Here is a 22,645-nt window from a genome sequence, read left to right on the forward strand (position 1 = left end):
CCATCCGAAGATGGACGGGGTATCAACTAATCTGGCGTTGATTTTTGGCACACTGTTGAGTTCTCAAGGAACGGACGCTTCCTTTGTACTCACCCGCAGAGACTCTCTGGGGCTTTCCTCCGGGCGCTTCCCTTCGGTGTTTCCAACCTTACCAGATTCTTTTTCCGTTCCGTTTCCGGTTCGGATTCAGTTTCCGGTGGCCGTTGGAGGGCCTTTGCCTTTCGGCTGCCTTTCGACCGGACCGACTTTATCAGAGTTTCTGAGTCGGTATTTCCGGTCCTCCGGGGACCCACTCGGCACACGGATGTGCCGGGTTCCCGGTCAGGCGGAGCCGTAAACGTACTGGAGCGGGGCGCCCCGATGCAAATCGAGGTGCCCCGCTCCAGGTCGGGCCCGACGGGCCGTCAGACCTCGACGACCACAGGGAGGATCATCGGGCGGCGGCGGTAGGTGTCCGAGACCCACTTGCCGACGGTGCGGCGGATCAGCTGCTGGAGCTGGTGGGGCTCGGCGACGCCGTCGGCGGCCGAGCGCGCCAGGGCCTCCGCGATCTTCGGCATCACCGCGTCGAACGCGTTGTCCTCGATGCCGGAGCCGCGGGCGTGGATGTGCGGGCCACCGGTGATCTTGCCGGTCGTGGAGTCCACGACGACGAAGACCGAGATGATGCCCTCCTCGCCGAGGATGCGGCGGTCCTTCAGGGAGGTCTCGGTGACGTCGCCGACCGAGAGGCCGTCGACGTACACGTAACCCGCCTGGACCTTGCCGACGATCCGGGCGCGGCCTTCGACCAGGTCGACCACGACGCCGTCCTCCGCGATGACGATGTGGTCCTTGGGGACGCCCGTCAGCGCGCCGAGCTCGGCGTTGGCGCGCAGGTGGCGCCATTCGCCGTGGACCGGCATCAGGTTGCGCGGCTTGCAGATGTTGTAGAAGTACAACAGCTCGCCGGCCGAGGCGTGGCCCGAGACGTGGACCTTGGCGTTGCCCTTGTGGATGACGTTGGCGCCCCAGCGGGTGAGGCCGTTGATCACGCGGTAGACGGCGTTCTCGTTGCCCGGGATCAGGGAGGACGCCAGGATCACCGTGTCGCCCGGGACGATCCGGATCTGGTGGTCCCGGTTGGCCATGCGGGAGAGGGCCGCCATCGGCTCGCCCTGGGAACCCGTACAGACCAGCACGACCTCGTGGTCGGGGAGATCGTCGAGCGTCCTGACGTCGACGACCAGGCCCGGCGGGACGCGGAGGTAGCCCAGGTCACGGGCGATGCCCATGTTGCGGACCATCGAGCGTCCGACGAAGGCGACCCGGCGGCCGTACTCGTGGGCCGCGTCGAGGATCTGCTGGATGCGGTGGACGTGGCTGGCGAAGCTCGCCACGATGATCCGCTTCTGGGCGCCCGCGAAGACCGAGCGCATGACGTTGGAGATGTCGCGCTCGTGCGCCGTGAAGCCCGGGACCTCGGCGTTCGTGGAGTCCGACAGCAGGAGGTCGATGCCCTCCTCGCTGAGCCGCGCGAAGGCGTGCAGGTCCGTGAGGCGGTTGTCCAGCGGGAGCTGGTCCATCTTGAAGTCGCCGGTGTGCACGACCATGCCCGCGGGGGTGCGGATGGCGACGGCGAGGGCGTCCGGGATGGAGTGGTTGACCGCGATGAACTCGCAGTCGAAGGGGCCCAGCCGCTCGCGGTCACCCTCGACGACTTCGAGGGTGTACGGGCGGATGCGGTGCTCCTGGAGCTTGGCCTCGATCAGGGCGAGGGTCAGCTTGGAGCCGATCAGCGGGATGTCCGGCTTCAGCCGGAGCAGGAAGGGGACGCCGCCGATGTGGTCCTCGTGGCCGTGCGTGAGGACGATGCCCTCGATGTCGTCGAGGCGGTCCCGGATGGTGGTGAAGTCCGGGAGGATCAGGTCGATGCCGGGCTGCTCCTCCTCGGGGAACAGGACACCGCAGTCGACGATCAGCAGCCGGCCGTCGTACTCGAACACGGTCATGTTCCGGCCGATCTCACCGAGACCGCCGAGCGGGGTGACGCGCAGGCCGCCCTTGGGCAGCTTCGGGGGCGCGCCCAGTTCAGGATGCGGATGACTCAAAAGACTCTCCTCACCACACGCGCCACGTACCGCTTGGGCACGTGGCGCGCGTGACATTCGTGCACTTGCTGTTGTCTGTTTTGGATCTTGTGTTCAGTTGTTGGGCTGTTGTTGGGCTATTCGGTTATGAAGTCTGGTGCTACAGCTGTACCCCGCCGGCAGCGAGATCGATCTTGAGCTGGGCGGTTTCCTCCGGGGTGAGCTCCACGAGCGGGAGGCGCAGCGGCCCGGCGGGGAGGCCCTGGAGGGTGAGGGCGGCCTTGGTGGTGATCACGCCCTGCGTGCGGAACATGCCGGTGAAGACCGGGAGCAGCCGCTGGTGGACCTCCGTCGCCTTCTGGACGTCACCGGTGAGGTACGCGTCGAGCAGGGTGCGCAGCTCGGGGGTGACGACGTGGCTGACGACGGAGACGAAGCCGCAGGCGCCGACGGAGAGCAGCGGGAGGTTGAGCATGTCGTCGCCGGAGTACCAGGCGAGGCCGGAGCGGGCGATGGCCCAGCTGGCGCGGCCGAGGTCGCCCTTGGCGTCCTTGTTGGCGACGATGCGCGGGTGGCCGGCGAGGCGGACGATCGTCTCGGTGTCGATCGGGACGCCGCTGCGGCCGGGGATGTCGTAGAGCATCACCGGCAGGCCGGTGGCGTCCGCGATGGCGGTGAAGTGGCGGAAGAGGCCCTCTTGCGGGGGCTTGTTGTAGTACGGGGTGACGGCGAGCAGGCCGTGTGCGCCGGCGCGCTCGGCGGCACGGGCGAGCTCGATGGAGTGGTGGGTGTCGTTGGTGCCGATGCCGGCGACGACGTGGGCGCGGTCTCCGACGGCTTCCAGGACGGCCCGTACGAGCTGCTCTTTCTCCGCGTCGCTGGTGGTCGGGGACTCACCGGTGGTGCCGCTGATGACCAGGCCGTCGTTGCCTGCGTCCACCAGGTGGGTGGCGAGCCGCTGTGCGCCTTCGAGGTCGAGAGCGCCGTCCGCCGTGAAGGGCGTGACCATAGCGGTGAGGACCCGCCCGAAGGGGGTCTGCGGAGTCGAGATCGGAGCCATGGGTAACACGCTACTCGTTGCTCAGCGCGTGGGGTCCCCTCGGGGGACGCTGGGGAGGTGGAGCCCGGCACTGCCTGCTCGGGGGTTCAAGCAGTGCCGGGTCCGTTTGATCAGCCTAGATGAACTTCTCGGAACGCCGCAATACGGACACTTCGGGCGGCCTCGGTACGGGCTCCCGGCTGCGGGTCCGGGCCGTGATTACGGGGCGACGCGGCCGTTGGCGTTGAAGGCGGCGTACGTGAGCGGCATCAGGCGCGCCCAGTGCTCCTCCATCCGCTCGCCGACCATCTCGATCTCCCGCTGCGGGAAGGACGGCACCTTGGCCAGCTCGTGCTGGGTGCGCAGGCCGAGGAAGTGCATCAGCGAGCGGGCGTTGCAGGTGGCGTACATGGAGGAGAAGAGGCCGACCGGCAGGACCGAGCGGGCGACCTCGCGGGCGACGCCCGCCGCGAGCATGTCCTGGTACGCCTCGTACGCCTGGACGTAGGAGGCCTCCATCGTGCGCTCCACGAGCGCCTGCTGCTCCTCGGTGCCCTCGACGAAGACGTACTTGCCCGGGCGGCCCTGCTGGACCAGCTTGCGCGAGGTGTCGGGGACGTAGAAGACCGGCTGGAGCTCCCTGTACCGGCCGGACTCCTCGTTGTACGACCAGCCGACGCGGTGGCGCATGAACTCGCGGAAGACGAAGATCGGGGCGCTGATGAAGAAGGTCATCGAGTTGTGCTCGAAGGGGCTGCCGTGGCGGTCCCGCATCAGGTAGTTGATGAGCCCCTTGGAGCGCTCCGGGTCCTTCTGCAGCTCGTCGAGGGACTGCTCGCCGGCCGTGGAGACGCGGGCCGCCCACAGGACGTCGGAGTCGGCGGCGCTGTGCTTGACCAGCTCGACGGTCACATCGCTGCGGAACGTGGGCTTGAGGTCTTCGGCGGGGGTGTCGCTCACCGGCGGGGGTCCTTCCAATCGCGTCGCTCGGGCGGCGCCCACTCTACGTCGCGGCACTGACAGCACATGAATCCCTGGAATTCGGGCACCGAAAGGGGCACCAAACCGCTGCTTCATGCGTCTGTCCCAGTAGCAGTGTCCGTCACGAGTTTCAAGGAGGGTTCTCACACATGTTCGGCCGGCGTGAGGCAGTCCCGTTCGCCTTCGTCGCGGAGGCCGAGCGCTTCCGCAGTAACGTCACTCCTCCGCCCCGCGAGCGTCCCAGCCTGTCCGAGGTCGCCGGTCGTACGCTGATCGGGCTGACCGTCGCGGCCGGGCTGGTGGGGTCGCTCCTCTTCGGGATGCCTGCGCTGGAGAGCGGCCCCGCGGCCGGTCACACGCAGCAGTCCGAGGCCTCCCAGGGCCGTTGAACCCCTACGGCCACCCTGCGGTGGCCGGTCCGGAAGGTGCTGGGTAGCCTCACCGGGCACAGCCCCATCGAGCGTGCGTATGAGTGAGGATCCGTCGTGCCCCTGCCCTTCCTGACGGCCGACCGTGCTTTCGACACCAGCGAGGACGTCGCGCTTCCCTACGAGGACCACGACCAGTGGCGCCGTCCGTACCGGCCGGGGCCCTGGCGCGTGGGGGCCGCGGCGCTGGCGCTGCTGCTCGCCTCGTTCGTCCTGCTGGCGACGATGATCATCGCCTTCGCGGGGGCGCTGCCCGGGGCGGCGGTCTGCCTCGGGGTGGCCGCGCTGGTGATCGGCGCGGCGCTGCGGCTGCTGCGCATGGGTGCGTGGGTGAGCCGCGAGGGCGTACGGCGTGTGGGGTTCTTCCGGACGGAGACCGTGCCGTGGGCGCGGGTCTCCGTCGTACGGACGGTGCAGCAGCCCGTGCGGTGGCTCGGGCTGCCGCGCACCGTGCAGGGGCAGGCTCTGGTGCTCGTACGCCAGGGTGGTGGGCAGCTGCCGCTGCTCACCGACCACAACGCGGACTTCCTGGCGCGGGTCGAGGCGTTCGACCGGGCCGCAGAGCGCCTGGGGGCGTGGAGCGCGGAGTTCGCCGTCAGTTCCTGACCGGGCGCCTGCCCTCGTGGAGGGCGATCGCGTGCTGCATCGCCTTGCGGGCGCGCGGGGTGTCGCGGGCGTCGTGGTAGGCGACCGCGAGGCGGAACCAGCAGCGCCAGTCGTCCGGGGAGTCCTCGGTCTCGGCGCGGCGCTGCGCGAAGACGGCGTCGGCGGCCTCGCGGTCGACGCGGCCGCTCGGGGTGCGCTTCAGGTCGTCGGCCGGGAGGCCGCCCTCGGCTTCGAGTTCGGCGGCGAGGCGGTTGGCCTTGGTGACGAACCGGGTGTTCTTCCAGAGGAACCAGACGCCGATGACCGGCAGGATGAGCACCGCGCAGCCGAAGGTGACGGTGAGCGCGGTGCCCTGCTGGATCAGCATCACGCCACGGCTGCCGACCAGGACGAAGTAGACGACCAGGACGGCTGCCGTGAGGAAGTACGTGAGCTTGGCGCGCATCAGCCCAGGTCCAGGAAGTTTTCCAGGCCGAAGGTGAGGCCGGGGGTGGTGACCACGCGGCGGGCGCCGAGCAGGATGCCGGGCATGAAGCTGCTGTGGTGCAGCGAGTCGTGCCGGATCGTCAGCGTCTCGCCCTCGCCGCCGAGCAGCACCTCCTGGTGGGCCAGCAGGCCCCGCAGGCGTACCGCGTGGACGGGGACGCCGTCGACGTCCGCGCCGCGCGCGCCGTCCAGGGCCGTCGCCGTCGCGTCGGGCTGCGGGGCGCAGCCGGCCTCGGCGCGGGCGGCGGCGATCAGCTGCGCGGTGCGGGTGGCGGTACCGCTGGGGGCGTCCACCTTGTTGGGGTGGTGGAGCTCGACGACCTCGACGGACTCGAAGTACGGCGCCGCGATCTGCGCGAACTTCATCGTGAGGACCGCGCCGATGGAGAAGTTCGGGGCGATGAGGACGCCCGTGTCGGGGGACTCCTCCAGCCAGCCGGACAGCCGGGCGAGGCGCTCCTCGGTCCAGCCGGTGGTGCCGACGACGGCGTGGATGCCGTGGCGTACGCAGAAGTCGAGGTTGTCCATGACCGAGTCGGGGGTGGTGAGCTCCACCGCGACCTGGGTGCCGGTCTCGGCGAGGGTCTCCAGCTTGTCGCCCCGGCCGAGGGCCGCGACCAGCTCCATGTCCTCGGCGGCCTCGACGGCGCGTACGGCCTCGGAGCCGATGCGGCCCTTGGCGCCGATGACCGCGACGCGCAGCTTGCTGCTCATGCTCGTACTTCTTCCTTCGGTTCCATGGCGGATGTGCGGTTACGCGACCACGTCGTGGAGGCGGTCGGCCTGCTTGTCCTTCAGGGGGCCGATCACGGACAGCGACGGGCGCTGTCCGAGGAGCTCGGCGGCCACGTCCCGTACGTCGTCGGGGGTGACGGCGGCCATCTGGGCGAGCATGTCGTCGACCGACATCTGGTCGCCCCAGCACAGCTCGCTCTTGCCGATGCGGTTCATCAGGGCGCCGGTGTCCTCCAGGCCGAGGACGGTGGAGCCCTTCAGCTGGCCGATGGCCCGCTCGATCTCGTCGTCGTCAAGGCCCTCGCGCGCGACCCGGTCGAGCTCGTCCCGGCAGATCCGCAGGACGTCGTGGACCTGGCTGGGGCGGCAGCCCGCGTACACGCCGAACAGGCCGCAGTCGGCGAAGGCCGAGGTGTACGAGTAGACGCTGTAGGCCAGGCCGCGCTTCTCGCGGACCTCCTGGAAGAGGCGCGAGGACATGCCGCCGCCGAGGGCGGTGTTCAGCACGCCCAGGGCCCAGCGGCGGTCGTCGGTGCGGGCGATGCCCGGCACGCCGAGGACGACGTGGGCCTGCTCGGTGCGGCGGCCCACCACGTCGACGCGGCCCGCGGTGCGGATGGCACGCCGGCCGCCGCGGGGGGCGACGGGGACGGCGTCGGTGCGGGTGAGGGCGCCGGCCTTCTCGAAGGCGCGGCGGACCTGGCGTACGACCGTGGCGTGGTCGACGTTGCCGGCGGCGGCGACGACCAGGTGGGTCGGGTCGTAGTGCTTCTTGTAGAAGCGGCGGATGCGGTCCGCGGAGAGCGCCTCGATGGTGTCGACGGTGCCGAGGACCGGGCGGCCCAGCGGAGTCTCGCCGAACATCGTCTTGGCGAACAGGTCGTGGACGACGTCACCCGGGTCGTCCTCGGTCATCGCGATCTCTTCGAGGATCACGCCCCGCTCGGCGTCGACGTCGTCCTGGAGGATCAGCGAGCCGGTGAGCATGTCGCACACCACGTCGATGGCGAGCGGCAGGTCGGTGTCGAGGACGCGCGCGTAGTAGCAGGTGTACTCCTTCGCCGTGAAGGCGTTCATCTCGCCGCCGACCGCGTCGAGGGCGGAGGAGATGTCGAGGGCGGACCGCTTGCGGGTGCCCTTGAAGAGGAGGTGCTCCAGGTAGTGCGTGGCGCCGTTGAGGGCGGGCGTCTCGTCGCGGGAGCCGACGTGCGCCCAGATGCCGAAGGTGGCGGAGCGTACGGAGGGCAAGGTCTCCGTGACGATGCGCAGGCCGCCCGGGAGGGTGGTGCGGCGGACCGTGCCGATGCCGTCCTTGCCCGGGAGAAGCGTTTGGGTACGGGCGACGGCCCGCGCCTCCGAGGAGGTGCGGGCCGTCGTCTTCGGACTACGGGACGTCACTGGTCGGTGTCGTCCTTCGCGTCGTCGGCGGAAGCGTCCTCGTCCGCCATCACGGGGACCAGGGAGAGCTTGCCGCGCTGGTCGATCTCGGCGATCTCGACCTGGACCTTGGCGCCGACCGCGAGCACGTCCTCGACGTTCTCCACGCGCTTGCCACCGGCGAGCTTGCGGATCTGCGAGATGTGCAGCAGGCCGTCCTTGCCCGGCATGAGGGACACGAACGCACCGAAGGTGGTGGTCTTGACGACCGTACCCAGGTAGCGCTCGCCGACCTCCGGCATGGTCGGGTTGGCGATGCCGTTGATCGTGGCGCGGGCGGCCTCGGCGGCCGGGCCGTCGGCGGCACCGATGTAGATGGTGCCGTCGTCCTCGATCGTGATCTCGGCGCCGGTGTCCTCCTGGATCTGGTTGATCATCTTGCCCTTGGGGCCGATGACCTCGCCGATCTTGTCCACGGGGATCTTGACGGTGATGATCCGCGGGGCGTTGGGGGACATCTCGTCCGGGCGGTCGATCGCTTCCATCATCACGTCGAGGATGTGGAGGCGGGCGTCGCGGGCCTGCTTGAGGGCCGCGGCCAGGACGGAGGCCGGGATGCCGTCCAGCTTGGTGTCGAGCTGGAGGGCGGTGACGAACTCCTTCGTACCGGCGACCTTGAAGTCCATGTCGCCGAAGGCGTCCTCCGCACCGAGGATGTCGGTGAGGGCGACGTAGTGCGTCTCGCCGTCGATCTCCTGGGAGATCAGGCCCATGGCGATGCCGGCGACGGGGGCCTTCAGCGGCACACCGGCGTTCAGCAGCGACATGGTGGAGGCGCAGACCGAGCCCATGGACGTCGAGCCGTTGGAGCCGAGGGCCTCGGACACCTGGCGGATCGCGTACGGGAACTCCTCGCGCGACGGCAGGACCGGCACGATCGCGCGCTCGGCGAGCGCGCCGTGGCCGATCTCGCGGCGCTTCGGGGAGCCGACGCGGCCGGTCTCGCCGACGGAGTACGGCGGGAAGTTGTAGTTGTGCATGTAGCGCTTGCGGGTCACCGGGGAGAGGGTGTCCAGCTGCTGCTCCATGCGGAGCATGTTGAGGGTGGTGACGCCCAGGATCTGGGTCTCGCCACGCTCGAACAGCGCGGAACCGTGCACGCGCGGGATGGCCTCGACCTCGGCCGCGAGCGTACGGATGTCGGTCAGGCCACGGCCGTCGATGCGGACCTTGTCCTTGATGACGCGCTCGCGGACCAGCTTCTTGGTCAGCGCGCGGTACGCCGCGGAGATCTCCTTCTCGCGGCCCTCGAACTGCGGGAGCAGCTTCTCGGCGGCGACCTCCTTGACGCGGTCCAGCTCAGCCTCGCGCTCCTGCTTGCCGGCGATGGTCAGCGCCTGCGACAGCTCCGGCTTGACGGCGGCGGTGAGCGCCTCCAGGACGTCGTCCTGGTACTCGAGGAAGACCGGGAACTCGCCGACCGGCTTGGCGGCCTTGGCGGCCAGGTCGGCCTGGGCCTTGCAGAGGACCTTGATGAACGGCTTCGCGGCCTCGAGACCGGCGGCCACGACCTCCTCGGTCGGGGCCTCGGCGCCGCCCTTGACGAGCTCGATCGTCTTCTCGGTGGCCTCGGCCTCGACCATCATGATCGCGACGTCGCCGTCCTCCAGGACGCGGCCCGCGACGACCATGTCGAAGACGGCGTCCTCGAGCTCGGTGTGCGTCGGGAACGCGACCCACTGGCCCTTGATCAGGGCGACACGGGTGCCGCCGATCGGGCCGGAGAAGGGCAGGCCCGCCAGCTGCGTGGAGCAGGAGGCGGCGTTGATCGCGACCACGTCGTACAGGTGGTCGGGGTTGAGCGCCATGATCGTCTCGACGATCTGGATCTCGTTGCGCAGGCCCTTCTTGAAGGAGGGGCGCAGCGGCCGGTCGATCAGGCGGCAGGTGAGGATGGCGTCCTCGGAGGGGCGGCCCTCACGGCGGAAGAAGGAGCCGGGGATCTTGCCGGCCGCGTACATCCGCTCCTCGACGTCGACCGTCAGAGGGAAGAAGTCGAGCTGGTCCTTGGGCTTCTTGGAGGCCGTGGTGGCCGACAGCACCATGGTGTCGTCGTCCAGGTACGCCACGGCGGAGCCGGCGGCCTGCTTGGCCAGGCGGCCCGTCTCGAAGCGGATGGTGCGGGTGCCGAAGGTGCCGTTGTCGATGACGGCCTCGGCGTAGTGGGTCTCGTTCTCCACTAGCGATTTCTCCGTTTGCTTGTCGTCTTTGCGTCCCCTGCCCGTGTGGCGGGGAACGGGGCGGAGAAGCGCGCCTTGTGTGCGGGCCGGTCTTCGATCGAAGCACCCGGGATGTCCCTCCCGGGGGCCACTACCGAGGACCGGCGACGGCGAGGGGCGCCTCTCCCAGCCAGCCTTTGCGGCTCTTATGGCGTTTTCGTTATTGCGTTGTGCGACCAGATTACTGAGCTTTGGCTCAGGTTGGCATTCCGATCACAGCGCGTACAGCCCTTGGGGGCGGTGCGGCGCTTACAGCAACAGCAAAGGGAGCGGCCCCCTCAGCGTGGGAACCGCTCCCTTCACGGCGACTTACTTGGCGCCGCCGGCCGCACCGCGGCGGATGCCGAGGCGGTCGACCAGCGCACGGAAGCGCTGGATGTCCTTCTTGGCCAGGTACTGCAGCAGGCGGCGGCGCTGGCCGACCAGGATCAGCAGACCCCGGCGGGAGTGGTGGTCGTGCTTGTGGGTCTTGAGGTGCTCGGTCAGGTCCGAGATACGGCGGGACAGCATCGCGACCTGGACCTCGGGGGAGCCGGTGTCGCCCTCCTTGGTGCCGAACTCGGCCATGATCTGCTTCTTCGTAGCGGCGTCGAGAGACACTCGGTACTCCTCATTGGTGTTCGATGCGCCCGCGAGTGCCCCTGGTCTTGGTCTCAGGGGAGCTTCCGTGACTCGGAGGCGAAGGCACGATGGGCGCTGCACTCCAGAGAGAGCGAGCTCTCCGGGTGCGCGTACACAAACGGCCGTTACACAGCGTACCAGGCCCGGTCAGGACGTCAGCGCACGGATGGAGTGGTAGACGTCGAAGACCGCCAGGCACAGCGGTACGAGGGTGAGGAGCACGAAGGACTCCGCGATCTCGAGGAACCGGCCCCAGAAGGGGGTGACGCCCTTGCGCGGCACGATCAGCCCGATCGAGACGATCAGCGCGGCCACGGCGGCGACCGCCGCGGTGAGCCAGATCGTACGGATGTCCAGCGCGGTGCCGTCGCCCCGCAGAGCGTCGCGGATCATGGTCGCCGGCGGGTTGAGGCACAGCCCCAGGCCCAGCAGCACCAGGGAGCCGAGGCCGGCGGCGAGCGCGCAGCCGACCTGGGCGGTGTACCGGAAGAGGTGGGCGCGCATCAGCATCGCGACGCCCGTGGCGAGGGCCAGCAGCTGCCCCCACACGTTGTCGGAGAAGCCGAGGACCGCCGAGGCGCCGACGGCCAGCAGCGCGCAGCCGCCGACGAGCCCGACCAGCAGCTCGTGGCCGCGCCGGGCCTGGGCGGCGATGCGCTCGGAGTCGATGGGGCCCTGGTTCTCGGGCTCGGCCCCGTAACCGCCGACGGAGGTGCGGGGCGGCTCGAAGCCGATGGGGAGGCGGGCGAAGCGGGTGGACAGGCCCGGCAGGAAGGCGAGCGCGCCCACGGCGAGCGGGGCGCACACGGCGGCCGTCTCGGCGGGCGTGATCTTGGTGGTGATGGCGACGAAGGTCACCAGCAGGCCGACGGCCGAGGCGAAGACGAACGCGACGAAGGGGCCGTCGCCGCCGGGCGCCACGATCGTCAGGATGACGGCGACGACCAGGACGGCGGCGCAGGCCAGCAGGAACTGCAGCTTGCCGACGCCCTGCCCGCCCGTGAGCGGCAGCAGGCCCGCTCCGCCGACCGCGGCGTTCGCCATGGCTCCGACGCCCAGCGCGATGGCCGAGGCCCGGTCGTCGTAGACCCGGGCGCGTACGCCGGCGAGCGCGAGCAGCAGGACGCCGGTGATGCCGGCGAGGATGCCCGGCAGGCCGTGCATGTCGTGCCGCGGGTCGGCCGTCCACAGCACGAACGCGACGAGGACCAGCAGCACCGAGCCGCCGAAGAGGCCGGCGCCGCGCATCAGGGCGTCGGACCACAGGGTGCGGTCACGGGCGACGGCGGAGGCGACCGCGTCGGCGACGTCGTCGAAGACGGCCGGGGGCAGCGACTCGGCGAAGGGCCGCAGCGACAGCAGCTCCCCGTCGAGGATGCGCTGCGCGGCCAGCGAGCGCGCGCTGTCGAGCACCGTGCCGTCGCGGCGCACCAGGTGGTAGCCGACGGGCGCGCCGGGTGCGGGGCTCTGGCCGGACAGCCTGAGGACCTCGGGGTAGAGGTCGGCGACCGGGATGTCCTCGGGCAGTGCCACGTCGACGCGGCCGTCGGGCGCGACGACCGTGACGCGGCAGAATCCCGTTCCGCCGCCGGACGGTGTCGCGGGAGCCGGGTGACCCGTTCCGGTGGCCGCGGCTGAGGCCGTCATACTCACCTGCTGCTTCCCCTCGTGGATGTCGTGCGTCGATCGTCGTCGAGGCGTCGGAGACGACCTCGGGCGCCGAGCGTCGTCCAAGTCGTCGAAGTCCTGCCGTGGCGCTCCGAATGACCCATTTGTTTGCGGAGGTTCACGGGTGCGCCACCATTTCTCGCCACCCTACCGCCCACCCGTAACCCCCCTCACAAGTAGGATCCCTCCCCGCGGATGGAACCCGTCGCCACGGGGGCGCCGATAGGAACGTTTCCGTCCGCCAAGGGAATTGGTGAGCTGTGAGTCAAATCATCGTCAAGCGCCCACCACGGGCCCTGCCGTCCGAAGTACCCGGCGAGCAGGTGCAACTGCAACCCCCTCCCGAGCTGCCCAGGGGGCAGCAGGAGGGCGTGCTGATGCAGTTGCTGCCGACGCTCGGCATGGGTGGTTCGGTCGTCTTCTTCTTCATGACCCCGAATCCGGTCATGCGGATCATGGGCATGGTGATGATCGCGTCGACGGTGGCCATGGCCATCGCGATGATGGTGCGCTACCGGCGCGGCACCCAGGGGCAGCTCGCCGACCTGCGCCGTGACTACCTCAAGTACCTGACGCAGACCCGGCGTACGGTGCTGCGGACCGCGCGCCTCCAGCGCGACGCCCAGTTCTATCTGCACCCCTCCCCCGAGCAGCTGTGGGCGCTGGTCGCCGAGGGCAGCCGCGTCTGGGAGCGGCGCGTCGCCGACGACGACTTCGCGCAGGTGCGCATCGGGCTGGGCAGCCAGCAGCTCGCCACCCCGCTCATCGCCCCCGAAACGGCACCCGTGGACGAGCTGGAGCCGCTCACGGCCGGTGCGATGCAGCAGTTCATCAACGCCCACAGCACGCTGGAGGGCCTGCCCATCGCCGTGTCGCTGCGCGCCTTCTACCACCTGACGGTGAGCGGCGAGGCGGAGTCCGCGCGCTCGGCCGCGCGCGCGATGATCGGCTCGCTGGCGTCGCTGCACTCCCCCGAGGACCTGGTCATCGCCCTCGCCGTGGGCCGCGAGAGCGCCGGTCAGTGGGAGTTCGCCAAGTGGTTCCCGCACGTCCAGGCCTCCGGGCCCGGTGACGGTGCGGGCTCGCGGCGGCTGATCACCACCGACGCGCGGGAGCTCGACGAGCTGCTCGGCGGGCGGCTGGAGGGCCGTCCGCGCTTCGGCGGCAACCCGCTGCTGGACCAGCCGCACGTCGTGGTCGTCCTCGACGGCCAGTCCATCCCCTCCATGTCGGCGCTCGCCACGGCGGAGGGCCTGCAGGGCGTGACGATCATCGAGGTCGTACCCGGCGAGGTCCACGGGGCTCGCGGCGGCCTGTCGGTCGTGGTGCAGCCCGACTCGCTGCGCCTGGAATCGGCGCACGGCATGGTGTACGAGGGCGCTCCGGACCGGCTGAGCCTGGAGGCCGCCGAGACGCTGGCGCGCCAGCTCGCGCCGCTGCGGGTCGGCTCCGGGTCGGACGACGACGAACCGCTGCTGGCCAACCTGGACTTCACCGATCTGCTGAACCTCGGCGACGCGGCGTCCGTCGACGTCAGCCGCACCTGGCGGCCGCGCTCGCAGTCGGAGCGGCTGCGGGTGCCGATCGGTGTGGGCGAGGACGGCACGCCGGTCATGCTGGACCTGAAGGAGGCGGCCCAGGAGGGCATGGGCCCGCACGGTCTGTGCGTGGGCGCCACCGGTTCCGGAAAGTCGGAGCTGCTGCGTACGCTCGTGCTCGGTCTGGCGGTCACGCACTCCTCGGAGACGCTGAACTTCGTCCTCGCGGACTTCAAGGGCGGCGCCACCTTCGCCGGTATGTCGCAGATGCCGCACGTGGCGGCCGTCATCACCAACCTGGCGGACGACCTGACGCTGGTGGACCGCATGGGCGACTCCATCCGCGGTGAGCTCAACCGCCGCCAGGAGATGCTGCGCGACGCGGGCAACTACGCCAACATCCACGACTACGAGAAGGCCCGTGCCGCCGGAGCCCCGCTCCAGCCCATCCCCTCCCTCGTGCTCGTCATCGACGAGTTCAGCGAGCTGCTCTCCGCCAAGCCGGACTTCATCGAGATGTTCGTGCAGATCGGCCGTATCGGCCGGTCCCTCGGCGTGCACCTGCTGCTCGCCTCGCAGCGCCTGGAGGAGGGCCGGCTGCGCGGCCTGGAGACCTATCTGTCGTACCGGATCGGTCTGCGGACCTTCTCGGCGGCCGAGTCCCGCGCGGCTCTCGGTGTGCCCGACGCCTACGAGCTGCCGAACGTGCCCGGCTCCGGCTTCCTGAAGTTCGGTACGGACGAGATGGTGCGGTTCAAGGCGGCGTACGTCTCCGGCGTGTACCGCGAGAACGCGCACGCCGCCGTGCCCGGCGGGCCGCTTCCGGTGGACCGCCGGCCGGCGCTGTTCACGGCCGCGCCGGTGCCGGTGCACTACATCCAGCCGACCGCGCAGGCGCAGGTGCCCGAGCAGCGCACGCCCGAGGACGACGCGCTGGCCGACTCCGTACTCGACGTGATCGTGCGGCGGCTGGAGGGGCGGGGCGCGGAGGCGCACCAGGTGTGGCTGCCGCCGCTGGACAACCCGCCGCCGCTGGACGAGCTGCTGCCCGGCCTGACGGGTGTGCAGGGACGCGGGCTGACCCAGCCCGGGTACGAGGGAGCGGGTCGGCTCATCGTGCCGCTCGGCGTGGTCGACAAGCCGTTCGAGCAGCGCCGCGACACGCTGTACCGGGACTTCTCGGGTGCGGCGGGCCACATGCAGATCATCGGTGGCCCGCAGTCCGGCAAGTCGACGCTGCTGCGGACGATCATCTCGGCGTTCGCGCTGACGCACACGCCGCACGAGGTGCAGTTCTACGGCCTGGACTTCGGTGGTGGCGGCATGGCGTCGATCGCCGGGCTGCCGCACGTGGGCGGGGTCGCCTCGCGTCTGGACCCGGAGAAGGTGCGGCGCACGGTCGCCGAGGTGTACGGAATCCTGGCGCGGCGCGAGGAGTACTTCCGCAGCGCGGGCGTCGACTCGATCGGCACGTACCGCAGGCTGCGGGCGCGCGGCGACATCTCCGTGACGGAGCAGCCGTGGGGTGACGTCTTCCTCGTCATCGACGGCTGGGGCAACTTCCGCACCGAGTACGAGGGCCTGGAGCACGCGGTGCTCGACATCGCGGCGCGCGGTCTGGGCTACGGCATCCACGTCATCCTCACCGCCTCGCGGTCGATGGAGGTCCGGGCGAACCTCAAGGACCACCTGATGAACCGCCTGGAGCTGCGGCTCGGCGACACCATGGACTCGGAGCTGGACCGCAAGGCGGCCGTGAACGTGCCCACGGGTGTGCCGGGGCGCGGTCTGACCCCGGAGAAGCTGCACTTCATGGCGGCGGTGCCGCGTATCGACGGCATCAACTCCGACACGGAGCTGTCCGAGGCCGCCGCCGCGATGGCGCAGGAGGTCGCACGGCACTGGACGGCGCCGGGCGCGCCCGCGGTGCGGCTGCTGCCGCGCGAGCTTCCGGTGCAGCAGCTGCCGGCGGGCTTCGTGGAGCCGAAGAGGGGCGTCGCCTTCGCCATCGACGAGAACAACCTGGAGCCGGTCTTCGTCAACTTCGACCGCGACCCGTTCTTCCTGGTGTTCGGCGAGAGCGAGTCGGGCAAGTCGAACCTGCTGCGGCTGCTGATCAAGCAGCTGAGCGAGCGGTACGACGGTGACTCCTGCAAGTTCTTCGTGGTCGACAACCGGCGCGCGCTGCTGGACGTCACTCCCGCCTCGCACCTGGCGGAGTACGTGCCCATGTCCAACAACATGGACCACCACGTGGACGCCCTGGCCGACCTGATGCAGCGCCGTACGCCGTCGGCCGACGTGACGGCGCAGCAGCTGCGGGACCGCAGCTGGTGGCGGGGCCCGTCGGTGTACGTCGTGGTCGACGACTACGACCTGGTGTCGACGTCGAGCGGCAACCCGCTGTCCAAGCTGACGGAACACCTGCCGTTCGCGCGTGACGTGGGCGTGCGCTTCATCATCGCCCGCAGCGCGGCGGGCGCGAGCCGCGCCTCCTACGAGCCGTTCATGCAGCGCATGATGGAGCTGGGCGCCCAGGGCGTCCTGCTGTCGGGAGACCCGCAGGAGGGCGACATCCTGGGCGGCGTCCGCATGCGGCCGATGCCGGCGGGCCGGGGCACCTTCGTGTCGCGGCAGCGGGGGAACCCGCTGGTGCAGACGGGGCTGATGCCGGAGCTGCTGGGGTGAGCGGGCTGATCTGGGCGAGCGTCTTCGCCGGAGCGTTCGCGGTGCTGTTCCTCGCCATGGCCGTCACGGACGTACCGCGCAGGCTCTGGTGGCGCTTCCGGGCCCCCCACTTCGACGACCCGGAGGCCCACGAGCCGTCGGCTGCGTCCTTCGGGTGGCGGCGGATCGGGCTGGTGGTGGCCGCGGGATCCTCTTGTGGCAGGTGGTGGAGTTGATGCGGCTCGCGGCGGCTTACTAGGGGCCGCTGGGCCACGCCGAGGCCTTCAGGCGGGTGAGGCGCGGCCGCGTATCTGGGAGACGGCCGAGGACGGAGGAATGTGAGGTCGCCGGCGGCATGTGCCAGACGGTGACGGCGACACCATGGCCGGGACATCCGGAAATGGCACGCACCGTGGGCGACCTCATGTACAGCGTCGCAACCGACGTCGAGGAAAGTCCTCGCTCGTGACCGCGAGGGCTGGCACCCTCAATAGGTTCATGCCACATGAGGCGCGCGGCAGGCGCGGGGGAAGGAGCCCGGACGATGGCGTGGAACGAGTGGGAGCAGCTGAAGGAATCGGCTGCCCAGAAGCAGTCGACCGGAATGCGGTTGAACGGACTGCCACCCGAGGACAGGCCCAACGCGGGCGGCCCCACGGGCGATCTGCTGGTCTCCCAGAAGGACCTTGCCGCGATCGGTGACGAGGCCTTCAAGCTCTACAACCGCATGTGGAAAGAGGCTCGGGTCGCCGAGACCGACGCAGCCGGAACCGCCTTGACCAAGGAGGGCTTCGCGCTGGGTGGGGCCTTGAAGCACGTGGCCGCCCGCTGGGACCGGCAGCTGAGCACCCTCATGGACGCCTGCGCGCTGATCTCGAACCACATGGACTTCACAACGAAGGCGCACCAGGGCGACGAAATCCACATCGAGCGTCACGTCAGCAGCATCGCCACGCTCGATGCCGGCTTCGACGAGTCCTACGCACCACCGGGCGAGAAGAACTCAGTGCACGGTGAGAAGAAGGACGAGAAGGATAAGAAGGACTAGGGGGATCAGCCGGTGGATTTCGAAGATCTGCACTCCGCCAATTTCAAGCCGCTCGACGATACGGTCAGCGACTGGACGAGCATGCTGACCAAACTGCAACAGCTGGCGGCGGATGCGAAGGACGGGCTCGTCGGCAAGGCCAACAAGGCGAACTGGGCCGGTTACAACGCCGCGGTCTCCCGGCAGTTCATCGCCAAGACCGCCGGCGAGTTCTCCGACGCGCACACGCAGGCCACGTCCATCCTCAACATCCTCCGGGACACGCGCGACGAGCTGAAGACGCAGCAGCGACTGCTCAAGGAGGCCATCGAGCGGGGACGTACGAAGCAGCTCACGGTCACGGTCAGCGGTAAGAGCTTCAAGGTCGACGCGAACCCCGAAGCCAAGGACGTGACGCAGAAGGACATCGACGGGCTGCGCGACGAGCTTCAGGGGATCGTCAACAAGGCGAGCGAGATCGACAACTCCGCCGCCACAACCCTGCAGGCGCTGGTCGACCTCACCGACTACGGCTTCTCGGAGGCGAAGTACAAGGACCGCGACGCCGCGGCCGCCGCCCTCAAGGAGGCGGAGGAGCTCGCCAAGCTGGCCAAGAAGAAGCCCGAGGACCTGACCCCCAGCGACTTCGACCGGCTCAACGCGGGCCTGCAGAAGCGCTCCGGGGACCCGTTGTTCGCCGAGCGCTTCGCCGAGCAGCTGGGGCCGAAGGGGACCCTTGAGTTCTGGGCGGGCATCACCGACATGTCGCGAAATTATGACGTCTACCACGACCGGCGCGAGCAATACGACGACCTCCAGAAGAACCTCAGCCTTACGCTGGCCACCGCTTCGCACGCCGACACTCCCGAGATGTCGAAGTGGAAGTACGACATGGCCGACCTCGGCGGACAGCCCCTCAACAAGCACAGCGGCGTCTTCGGCTTCCAGGTGATGAGCAACCTGATGCGCTGGGGCGACTTCGATGACGGGTTCCTCCAGGACTACGGCGCCAAGTTGATGCAGGTCGAGAAGACTCGCAGCGACAACGGCCGCCAACCGGCCTGGCAACACCTCCCGGCTGCCCCCGAACTTAACCGGACCGGCACGGATTCTGGTTCCGACCCTCTGGTGGGCTTCCTGAAGGCCCTGTCCAACAGCCCGGGTGCCGGTGCCGACTTCTTCAACCAGCAATTCCTGTCGAAGGACGACGACCACGAATTCACGTACGACTCCGACGACGAGAACGAGTACAAGGGCAGGAAGGAACTCAGCAACTTCCAGTACCTCTTCGAGGAGCGCCACTGGCCGCCGGAGGTGGACAGCAAGGGCGAGGACAGCATCGAAGGCCGCAACAACCTGGCCTTGGCATTGGAGGCTGCGGCAACCGGCCACCGGGCCGGGGAGATGCCTACTGCCGACACTCCGGCGCACAACGCCGCGCAGGCCCGGCTGGTGGAGGACATCTTCGCTTCGGTCTCCGAAGTTCCCAAACGCCTCACGGATCACGGCTTCATGTCCGACAGCTTGGGCCAGATCGCCTCTGAGTACCTGCCGGACATCAACAGGGCAACCGCGGACGCCGATGAGAAGAACAAGAGCGTCAGCAAATTGTTCCCCATCACGGGGGCGGTAGCGGACCTGGACCACGCATCTGTGACACGATTCCTGGTGACCGTTGGGCAAAACCCTGAAGGCTACGCGACCATCGAGGTGGGCCAGAAGGCATACATGGCCAACCTTATGGATTACCACCTGAACCCGGAGCTGCCGGCGAATCAGCGTTACGACCACGGCGCGGAGAACACCATCAGGGAAATTTCCCGGCGCTCGGCCGAGGTTGGCGGCACACTTGCCATCGGGCGGCAGGAAGCCGTGCTGGGTGAGGCGAAGGAAGCCGACGCCGACTTCGAGCTGGCGGTCAACCAAAGGAAGAGCGCCCTCTCCGGCATCATCGGCACGGGTGTCGGCATCGGCACCTCCTTCATTGCATCCCCGGTCGTGGGCGCCGCAGTCGGCGGCGCCGCGGGTACGGTGAGCGGCGTCCTCCTTGAACAGGTCTTCAAGGATTCCGAACCAGAGAACCTGAAGAACCGTGGGTCCACTGTGGGGCAGCTGTGGGAGGACAGCAAGGAGAGGAACATCCTCCTCAGCGCTGAGGCCGCACGCCTAGCTACGGCGGCGCATAAGTCGCCCGACATGGCCAGGGTCGAGGAGTGGACCCGTCTCGGCACCGCGGATGGTTTCAATGACGCGTCCACATCGGTTCGCCGAATGGCAGACGACCTCGAAACGGAGATTCCCACCTGAGTCGTTTAGTGATCTATTGCCGAGTCCGCAGCGGCAGGTACGCCCTGCCACCGCGGACACCACTTCGCCAAGAGAGACGATGATGCTCTTCGGAGACAAACCAAGGTCACATCGACTGCATGGGCCATTTGGGACGCACGGGCGGGCCGTCGCCGCCACCATGAGTGTGCTGGCGTTGTCTCTGGCCCTCGGTGCCTGCTCTACACCGACGCAGGAGTACGAAATTCCCACATCGCTGTGCGGCACAAAAGTCTCTCCCGACGTGTTGAGGCCGCTCCTTCCGGCAGGCGAGAACGTTTCCTTCAGAGCCACCCGAGGCTCTGGGGCGAGGCGCTGCTACGTAAACGTGGATGGAAAAGCCGCGCTCGCCGCTGCTGTCGAGTGGTACGAGCAGGGCTCCACCTTGAATTACGTCGCAACCAATACGATCGGCGTCGAACCGGGCGATAAGGAGACCGCCGACAAGCGGTATATGTACTCCAGCACCGGAGCGATCGGCCGGGTCAAGTGTGTGGACCCGAGCAAGATCGACAAGGATACCGACGGTGAGCTGTTCACCTCGATTCGCATCGAGGGTGAGCCAGCCACCGAATCCCAGATCCTGGCGCTGATCACCGACTACACGGACGCGATGGCCGATTCGGCTGCCTGCCGGGGTGACATCTGGTGAGACGGCGCTCGGCTATGGGCGGGAGCGGGGGCGAGCGCTCCCACAAGGCCAGAGGGGGATGTTGCCGCCTCAGCACGTACAGGCATGGGTTGCGTGCCTCACGGCAGTGGCTGCGTTGCTGGCGATCGGGGCCGTCTCCGGGTGTTCGTCGCCCGTAGCGGGAGCTTCACCACACCCGCCGCCCTGTGCGGTACGCCGATCGAGCCGAGCCTGCTGGATCCTGTTCTCCCCCGCAGCGGCGAAAGGATCTCTAGGGGTTGACCGACCTCGCCCTCGGCGCGGCGCAGTACGCACACAAGAGGAAGGGGTGCAACCTGCCTTCGAATCTTCCCGCCCAGGCACCCATGGTCGGGCCCGGTGCCTAACAGCTGGGTGCGGCACGGCGATACTAGGGTGGTCCGATCAAGGTGATACGACGGTGGGCACTCTGGATCGCGGTACCCCTCGCGCTAGCCACCCTCGCGGGATACGGCTGGTACCGGCTCAGCGACGCCGGCAAGCGGTGGGGGTATGAGAGCAAGCTCGAGACGTACTGCGGCGGCGTCCTGCCGTATGAGGAGACCCTTGCCTTCACGGGGATGGATCACGAGCGCGGACTGCCCCACGACATCCGCCGTGGTCGGACCGACCGGGGCTACGACTGGTGCAAGGTCGCGGACCTGTACGTCACGGTCAGCCGTCTACCGGCTCGGGCCTCGGTCGTTACCGCCCATTGGGACGACTACCTCCCCCGAGAGCGTGCTGAGGCGCTGCCCATACCCCTGGGTGGTGGCTGGCGCGGCTTCACCGATCTGACGAACACTGCCGTCGTCCTCCCCTGCCGCAACAGAGACACCACGCTGGTGGTGACAGCGATCAAGGACGAGTCACACGGGCCCGGACAGGTCGCCGAGTTCGTCACCGCCACGGCGGCGAAGGCTGCCGAACGTTGGGACTGCGACGCCACACCTGGCGGGCCGCTGCCGTCCATCCCAACGCCGGGGGCGTCACGGCCCCAAGCGCGGCGCAAGGAGCCTGCGCGGGCTTGCCTTTCACCCGGGAAGAGCGCATCTCGGGTGTGAAGGAAACACGAACGAGTGGTGCCTCACCGCTCGACATCTGCGTGCTCGTCAACGACGACTACTACACGACACGTGAAGATCTCTACTACCTGGAGGCCACCTTCGGCCCGTACGCGGCGAATCGACGTGCGCAGGGCTCCTACATGACCGACGCGGACGCTGGCGGCTCCAAGGAGACCTACTGGGCGAGCGCCCGCTGTCCCGATGACAGGGACCGTGCGTCCTTCGTCATCCGGCCGCAAACGGCCACGACGAACAACCCGGGATTCGCGAAGGCCGCCCTCATCGCGTTCGCAAAACGGGCCGCTCAGCAACACGGCTGCACGGATCTGCAGCTGCCGCGCTAGGCAGCCGAGATATAACGCCGGGGGCCGGGCTGCATTCTTGGGGCACCGGCCGACGCCCGCCTACGGATGTGGGTGTGAGGTGTGTTGTGGCCCAAGGGCCGTACCTCCGGGGCTCAGCCCGTTAGGTGACCCATGCGACGTATCACCCGACGGTGATATGCACTCCAGGATCACTTGACGGCAAGCCCGCTAACAGCCCGCCTCGACGCCGCTGTTCACGAACGAGATGACGTCGAGCGAGTAGCCGGCCCCGGTGGTGACGTCAGGCCGGCTTCCGTAACCGTCCTCCGCGAGGCGCTCGGCGGCGAGGAAGACGATCTGCAGGACCATGTTCTCCCTGACGAAGCACAGGTCGTCGGGCGAGGCTTCGGGGTGCGGAGTCCATCCGTCCCGTACCGCCGCCGTCCGGTAGTACGCGGCCACGTCGGCCTGCGTGCCGGGGAAGGCGTATGTCCGGCTGGCGTACACCGAGACGTCGCCGCTGTCCGCCCAGCAGCCGGCGTCCACCTCCTCGAAGCCCCGGGCGACGGTGGCTCCTGCGGGCCGGGAGTCGAGGATGTCGAGCGCCGCCATCTCCTGCACCTGGTCGTGGGTCCCGTCGCAGTCCTCGGCGAGGTCCAGCAGTGCGCAGCCGGTGAGTCCGGCCGTGAGCGCGGTCGACAGGAGCAGGGATATCGGGCGGGTGATACCTGACCGCAGAGGCACAGCGGGCTCCAGAGGGAAGGCCAGGGCGGTCGGA

General features: G+C 69.0%; 18 protein-coding genes. 8 read left to right on the plus strand and 10 right to left on the minus strand.

The window, feature by feature from the left end:
• Positions 1-404: 404 nt before the first annotated feature.
• The 3 genes from ABZX67_RS07900 to thyX form a co-directional block, all read right to left on the minus strand.
• Positions 405-2,090, minus strand: coding sequence for a ribonuclease J (locus ABZX67_RS07900; protein WP_355356023.1), 1,686 nt, complete (start codon positions 2,088-2,090; stop codon positions 405-407).
• Positions 2,091-2,229: 139 nt separating this feature from the next.
• Positions 2,230-3,129 (minus strand): 4-hydroxy-tetrahydrodipicolinate synthase, encoded by a 900-nt coding sequence (gene dapA / locus ABZX67_RS07905; protein ID WP_355356025.1) that lies wholly within the window; start codon positions 3,127-3,129, stop codon positions 2,230-2,232.
• 198 nt (positions 3,130-3,327) lie between these two features.
• Positions 3,328-4,068 (minus strand): FAD-dependent thymidylate synthase, encoded by a 741-nt coding sequence (thyX, locus tag ABZX67_RS07910; RefSeq protein WP_355356027.1) that lies wholly within the window; start codon positions 4,066-4,068, stop codon positions 3,328-3,330.
• 170 nt (positions 4,069-4,238) lie between these two features.
• On the opposite strand from thyX, the gene ABZX67_RS07915 reads away from it, so the two are divergent.
• Complete coding sequence (locus tag ABZX67_RS07915; protein ID WP_355356029.1) at positions 4,239-4,478, plus strand: hypothetical protein; 240 nt, start codon at positions 4,239-4,241, stop codon at positions 4,476-4,478.
• A 96-nt stretch (positions 4,479-4,574) separates the two neighbouring features.
• On the plus strand, positions 4,575-5,123 hold the full coding sequence (locus tag ABZX67_RS07920; protein ID WP_355356031.1) for a hypothetical protein: 549 nt from the start codon (positions 4,575-4,577) through the stop codon (positions 5,121-5,123).
• Here ABZX67_RS07920 and ABZX67_RS07925 read toward each other — a convergent pair.
• The 6 genes from ABZX67_RS07925 to eccD form a co-directional block, all read right to left on the minus strand.
• Positions 5,113-5,568, minus strand: coding sequence for a hypothetical protein (locus tag ABZX67_RS07925; RefSeq protein ID WP_355356033.1), 456 nt, complete (start codon positions 5,566-5,568; stop codon positions 5,113-5,115). The genes ABZX67_RS07920 and ABZX67_RS07925 overlap by 11 nt on opposite strands.
• A complete protein-coding gene (dapB, locus tag ABZX67_RS07930; protein ID WP_355356035.1) occupies positions 5,568-6,323 on the minus strand; it encodes a 4-hydroxy-tetrahydrodipicolinate reductase in 756 nt (251 codons plus the stop codon). Before dapB ends, ABZX67_RS07925 begins: the two co-directional genes overlap by 1 nt.
• Positions 6,324-6,362: 39 nt before the next feature.
• Positions 6,363-7,742, minus strand: a complete 1,380-nt coding sequence (locus tag ABZX67_RS07935; RefSeq protein WP_355356037.1) for a pitrilysin family protein — start codon at positions 7,740-7,742, stop codon at positions 6,363-6,365.
• The gene (locus ABZX67_RS07940; RefSeq protein WP_355356039.1) at positions 7,739-9,961 is read right to left on the minus strand and encodes a polyribonucleotide nucleotidyltransferase; all 2,223 of its coding nucleotides are present in this window, start codon (positions 9,959-9,961) and stop codon (positions 7,739-7,741) included. Before ABZX67_RS07940 ends, ABZX67_RS07935 begins: the two co-directional genes overlap by 4 nt.
• A gap of 348 nt (positions 9,962-10,309) precedes the next feature.
• Positions 10,310-10,600 carry a 30S ribosomal protein S15 gene (gene rpsO / locus ABZX67_RS07945; protein WP_003958228.1) on the minus strand — a complete coding sequence of 97 codons (291 nt, stop codon included), beginning with the start codon at positions 10,598-10,600 and terminating at the stop codon, positions 10,310-10,312.
• Between the two features lie 168 nt (positions 10,601-10,768).
• On the minus strand, positions 10,769-12,268 hold the full coding sequence (eccD, locus tag ABZX67_RS07950; protein WP_355356042.1) for a type VII secretion integral membrane protein EccD: 1,500 nt from the start codon (positions 12,266-12,268) through the stop codon (positions 10,769-10,771).
• A gap of 281 nt (positions 12,269-12,549) precedes the next feature.
• On the opposite strand from eccD, the gene eccCa reads away from it, so the two are divergent.
• The 6 genes from eccCa to ABZX67_RS07980 all read left to right on the plus strand — a co-directional run bounded on the left by eccCa (position 12,550) and on the right by ABZX67_RS07980 (position 21,906).
• Positions 12,550-16,515, plus strand: a complete 3,966-nt coding sequence (gene eccCa / locus ABZX67_RS07955) for a type VII secretion protein EccCa (RefSeq protein WP_355356044.1) — start codon at positions 12,550-12,552, stop codon at positions 16,513-16,515.
• 523 nt (positions 16,516-17,038) lie between these two features.
• On the plus strand, positions 17,039-17,542 hold the full coding sequence (locus ABZX67_RS07960; protein WP_355356046.1) for a hypothetical protein: 504 nt from the start codon (positions 17,039-17,041) through the stop codon (positions 17,540-17,542).
• A 12-nt stretch (positions 17,543-17,554) separates the two neighbouring features.
• The gene (locus tag ABZX67_RS07965; protein WP_355356048.1) at positions 17,555-19,828 is read left to right on the plus strand and encodes a hypothetical protein; all 2,274 of its coding nucleotides are present in this window, start codon (positions 17,555-17,557) and stop codon (positions 19,826-19,828) included.
• 160 nt (positions 19,829-19,988) lie between these two features.
• Positions 19,989-20,498 (plus strand): hypothetical protein, encoded by a 510-nt coding sequence (locus ABZX67_RS07970; RefSeq protein ID WP_355356050.1) that lies wholly within the window; start codon positions 19,989-19,991, stop codon positions 20,496-20,498.
• Positions 20,499-20,905: 407 nt separating this feature from the next.
• Positions 20,906-21,559 (plus strand): hypothetical protein, encoded by a 654-nt coding sequence (locus ABZX67_RS07975; RefSeq protein WP_355356052.1) that lies wholly within the window; start codon positions 20,906-20,908, stop codon positions 21,557-21,559.
• The gene (locus ABZX67_RS07980) at positions 21,523-21,906 is read left to right on the plus strand and encodes a hypothetical protein (RefSeq protein ID WP_355356054.1); all 384 of its coding nucleotides are present in this window, start codon (positions 21,523-21,525) and stop codon (positions 21,904-21,906) included. The genes ABZX67_RS07975 and ABZX67_RS07980 overlap by 37 nt, the downstream gene beginning before the upstream one ends.
• 189 nt (positions 21,907-22,095) lie before the next feature.
• Here the strand turns inward: ABZX67_RS07980 and ABZX67_RS07985 are convergent, their stop codons facing one another.
• On the minus strand, positions 22,096-22,611 hold the full coding sequence (locus tag ABZX67_RS07985) for a hypothetical protein (RefSeq protein WP_355356056.1): 516 nt from the start codon (positions 22,609-22,611) through the stop codon (positions 22,096-22,098).
• Between the last annotated feature and the right edge of the window lie 34 nt (positions 22,612-22,645).

This window comes from Streptomyces sp. NPDC003036, assembly GCF_040611175.1.
Lineage (GTDB): Bacteria > Actinomycetota > Actinomycetes > Streptomycetales > Streptomycetaceae > Streptomyces.